Source organism: Candidatus Binatus sp. (assembly GCF_030646925.1).
Lineage (GTDB): Bacteria > Desulfobacterota > Binatia > Binatales > Binataceae > Binatus.
This window is the reverse complement of sequence record NZ_JAUSKL010000079.1, coordinates 1-4,007: the sequence shown is the minus strand read 5'-3', so window position 1 is coordinate 4,007 and position 4,007 is coordinate 1. Positions and strand designations below refer to the sequence as shown.

The following is a 4,007-nucleotide window of genomic DNA, read 5'->3' as shown; positions in this document are numbered from 1 at the left end:
CTCCAGCGATGCCGGATGCCTTCCTCGTACAAGTCTGGAACCGCATCGGTCCACAACTCGGCTTTCTCTCGTACCGGGTTGCCAATCCCAATCGCGCCCGCGCGCGGTATCGACCCGCGCGCCATCTCGCTGTCGTTTTCGCAAACCTCGGGTATTTCGCCGTAAACCCCGGTGTTGATCGCGCCGAGGGTTAGGCCCCGGTCGGTCGGACGCGCACGCGTGCCCCATTCCGAGACCGCGTTCATCCAGGTCAAATCCAGCCCCAGATTATTCTCGGTGGAGAACCGGGGCGGATGCTTTTGTTGTTGCGCCGCAGCCATGGTCTTCAAATCCTCAGGACCGCGCCGGCTCTAGATAGGGCTCGATCGCCGGGATGCATCGTCCCCGCCGATCGCCGAAACCTGCGACTGTTAGCCGCTGCATGTATTCGTTCACCATGCGGCGCGTAATTTCCTCGATACTCACCATTCCAGCATCGAGGCGATCGCGCCCGCCGCCGAGCAGCATGATCAACGGCTCGAGCCGCTCGGTGAAAGCGGTGCCTAAAATCCTTCCGCTCTTGTGCATCACCAGCGACGGTTCGGCACGGTCGAGATACGAATGGATCTCTTCGCGGCGCCACGGCTGATGCTCCGCGATGTATTTCAGATGCATCACGCCAAACGCCACGTGGCGCGACTCGTCCTGCGCGACCAGCCGAAAGATTTTCTTTTCCGCTTCCGACAACCCCACGAATTCCCCCATCCGGAACATCGTGAGCACCTGACCTTCGCCGACGACGTGCGTGATAACCGACATCTCGGTGAAATCCGACGCGTCCATGATTGAGCGCAGCGCGCTTGCGGCCGAGTCCGCCGACTGGCGCATCAGGCCGCCGCCGTTGGCGAGCGCTCGCTTGCGAAAGACCTCGAGGTGACGCGCTTCGTCCATCGCCTGCGTGGCGAGGAACAACTTCACCTCGAAATGGTCGGGGCTGATGGCAGGAATCCATTGCCCCGGTACATCGGCCGCGGTGAACTCGACCTCGCAAAGATGCGTGCATAGCTGGCACATCGCGAGTTCAAGATCGTCGGGCAGCGGCTTGAGCGTTTCCCACGGAATATCCGTCGCCGAGCTCCATTGCCGCGCCAGCGCTTCCTCGTAAAGCAGCGCGCAATTCTCGGCCCAGGTATCGGCCTTGTCGCGCAGCCGCATCGCGACCCGCGTCGCATTGAGAATCTGACGGGTTCCCCGCGGGCGCATGGAGAGATTTTCGCTGTGCTCGGGGGCCGCATCGCGCAGCGCCGTTTGCAGGTCGCCGAGCGTGAGACCGCGCTTGCTCGGCACAATCCGATCGAACAGTTCCGCGCCGTCCAGCCAACTCAGGTCAAGGCCGGGTTCCGTCTCGCTGCGCAACATCTCCAGCGTGCTTTGGTTCAATGGCATGATTGGCTCCTTGTTGAGGCCCGCATTAGAAATCCGCTGCTTCATCGCGCTCGATAGACCGCGACGCTATCGGTCAGACGATCGGTTCATAGGCGAACGCCTGACCGGTAGTTTCGAGCTTGGTCAGAGCAGCGCCGAGCGAGCTGTTAAACATCGCCGCAACCTTTTCGGGCGTCCACCCTTCTACGTCAGCGATCGTTCGAATCGGCCGCGGCTGCGAAAAGACCATGATTTCCTTGCCGCGGACCCCGAAGATTTGGCCCGACACTCCCTTTGACTCCTCGGAGGCGAGGTACACCACCAGCGGCGCGATCAGGTCGGGCGACATCTGCTTAATCCGCTTGAGGCGCTCGTTGTTCGGGTCTTCGGCGCCCGGAATCGTCCCGATGAGGCGGGTCCACGCAGCCGGCGCGATGCAGTTTGCGGTCACGTTGTAGCGCGCCATGTCGAGCGCAGTTCCACGGGTCAGTCCGACAATTCCCATTTTCGCCGCGGCGTAGTTGGCCTGCCCGATATTGCCCACCAGACCCGAAGTGGAGGTCATATTAATGATCCGTCCGCTCTTCTGTTCGCGCATGAGAGGGGTAGCGGCACGGGTGCAGGCGAACGCGCCTTTGAGATGCGTATTGATGACTCCGTCCCATTCATCTTCACTCATGTTGAAGACCATTCGATCGCGGAGGATGCCCGCATTGTTGACAAGGATATCGATGCGGCCAAAGGTCTTGAGCGCCGCGCCGACGATGTTCGCGCCCCCTTCCATACTTGCGACGGAATCCTGATTCGACACCGCCTCGCCGCCCGCTTTCCGGATCTCTTGCGCGACCTGCTCGGCCACGCTTTGGTCGGCGCCTTGCCCGTCCGCAGCGGAGCCGAGATCATTGACCACTACTTTTGCTCCATGGTTCGCGAGCAAGATGGCAATTCCGCGTCCGATTCCTCGGCCCGCTCCGGTGACGACAGCTACCTTGTCTTTCAGTGAAATCATCGACTTGCTCACGCCTTGAGGAACGTTTCGCCGCCGCGCGGCGGTTTTATAGCCACCCTGATTAAGCGGCCTGACTGACTGCGATTACCACGGCGCCGATCACGATGTCAAAGCGGCGGTACCAGCCCGAAATTGTTGGTACCGGAGGCGCGTGCTAAGATAGCGCCGCCAAGATGTTTCGATGGCGATGTGCGCTCCCGAGGGAAGCGGTCGATGGCGGCTGTCGCCGACGGTACCTCGGCGTACTCTCGTTCCGGGTTTGAGCCGCTATTTGCGCGCCACGAAGACCCGATGATAGGGATTTTTCACTGGCAGCTCGGCGAAACTGCGGAAGCCGGCCTCGCTCGCCATCTGCCGCGCTTGCTCCTTGCCGATCACTACACCCAGCCCTTCGCCTCCTTGCGCCAGCGAGACGGTCATACAATGCATCGTGCTGGCCCCGTACAACGTACGACCCTGCGGATTCAGGTTGTCTTCCAGCCGTTCCGAGGCGTTCGCTTCCGACCATAGGAAGGCGCCGGTCGGTTTCAGGGTCCTGCAAACGCTCGCCAATACCTGGCGCGGCCGCGCCATATCATGGATGCAGTTGAATGCCATCACGAGATCGAAGCGGTCGCGCACGGGAAGATCCTCGGCGGCAACTTGCTCGAAATTGACCCGGTCCGTGACTCCCGCGTGTTGTGCTTTTTCCCGCGCCCTTTCGATTGACGCCGCGTCGACGTCGTAACCCTGGAAGCGGGATTTCGGAAACGCGAGCGCCACCGGAATCAGGCACTGCCCCGCGCCACAGCCCACCTCCGCCGCTTCGGCTCCGGCGGTGAGCCTTTGATGAATGTCCGGCACCGCCGGAATCCACTCCTGAGCAACCCAAGTCTCGTAGCCGGCGTGAAAGAGCCGCTCGATCGCTTCGACGATTTCGGGTCCGAAGTCCGTGAATGGAACGCCACCGCCGTGGTTGAAAGCCTCGGTCAGCTTCGCGATTTGCCGATAGCAGGCAACCGCGTACTGAAACGCTCCGCCCATGAAGAATGTATTGTCTTCATTCGCCAACACGCTGGCCTGCTCGGGGGTTAGCCTGAAGGTTGCGTCGTCCGGGTTGTACTTCAGATATCCCGCTGCAGCCATGGTTGCGGCCCACTCGCGGATGTAGCGCTCGCTAAGTCCAGCTCGCCCGGCTATCTGCGACGATGTCATCGGGGACCCGGAGGCCATCAACTTGAAGATGCCCAGACGGTCGCCGATATATGCGAGCGCAACCGTCAAGGCCGCACCAAAGTCAACGCCCACCTGGCGGGTCAATGAGGCAGTCTTTTCGCGGTCTGGCGTAATCGAGGCCATCTTGTCACCTCCACGGCGCGCACGGAACGGAAGCTTTGCAGGCGCACTCGCGCCAGTCATTCATCCGCCTTTGCGGCTGGCAATTCCAGATGCCTAGGTCGCTCGTCGCGTGAAAGGGGAACGCTTTGAAAGTCCGCGCGATTCGGGTTAACATCCCCACCTGCCGCCGGGTACTGCTCAAAGGCGATCAGTACCCCGCGCCCGCGCTCTTTGCAATGGTTTACGAGAAGCGCCACGGATTAACCGCCGGAGGTTT

General features: G+C 61.4%; 3 protein-coding genes and 1 pseudogene. All 4 read right to left on the bottom strand.

Features of this window, described 5'->3' with window-relative positions; translation table 11 throughout:
* Window positions 1-320: pseudogene (locus tag Q7S58_RS14065) on the bottom strand (hypothetical protein); the annotation flags it as partial.
* A gap of 13 nt (window positions 321-333) precedes the next feature.
* Entirely contained in the window at window positions 334-1,425 is a 1,092-nt protein-coding gene (locus Q7S58_RS14060) for a hypothetical protein (protein WP_304826796.1), read from the bottom strand.
* 73 nt (window positions 1,426-1,498) lie between these two features.
* Window positions 1,499-2,413, bottom strand: a complete 915-nt coding sequence (locus Q7S58_RS14055; protein WP_304826793.1) for an SDR family NAD(P)-dependent oxidoreductase — start codon at window positions 2,411-2,413, stop codon at window positions 1,499-1,501.
* Window positions 2,414-2,680: 267 nt separating this feature from the next.
* Window positions 2,681-3,751, bottom strand: a complete 1,071-nt coding sequence (locus Q7S58_RS14050; RefSeq protein WP_304826790.1) for a class I SAM-dependent methyltransferase — start codon at window positions 3,749-3,751, stop codon at window positions 2,681-2,683.
* Between the last annotated feature and the right edge of the window lie 256 nt (window positions 3,752-4,007).

What these genes read in the sequence shown, in the direction of transcription:
- Q7S58_RS14050 (WP_304826790.1), bottom strand. Translation starts at nt 3,751, where the DNA reads ATGGCCTCGATTACGCCAGACCGCGAAAAGACTGCCTCATTGACCCGC.
- Q7S58_RS14055 (WP_304826793.1), bottom strand. Translation starts at nt 2,413, where the DNA reads ATGATTTCACTGAAAGACAAGGTAGCTGTCGTCACCGGAGCGGGCCGA.
- Q7S58_RS14060 (WP_304826796.1), bottom strand. Translation starts at nt 1,425, where the DNA reads ATGCCATTGAACCAAAGCACGCTGGAGATGTTGCGCAGCGAGACGGAA.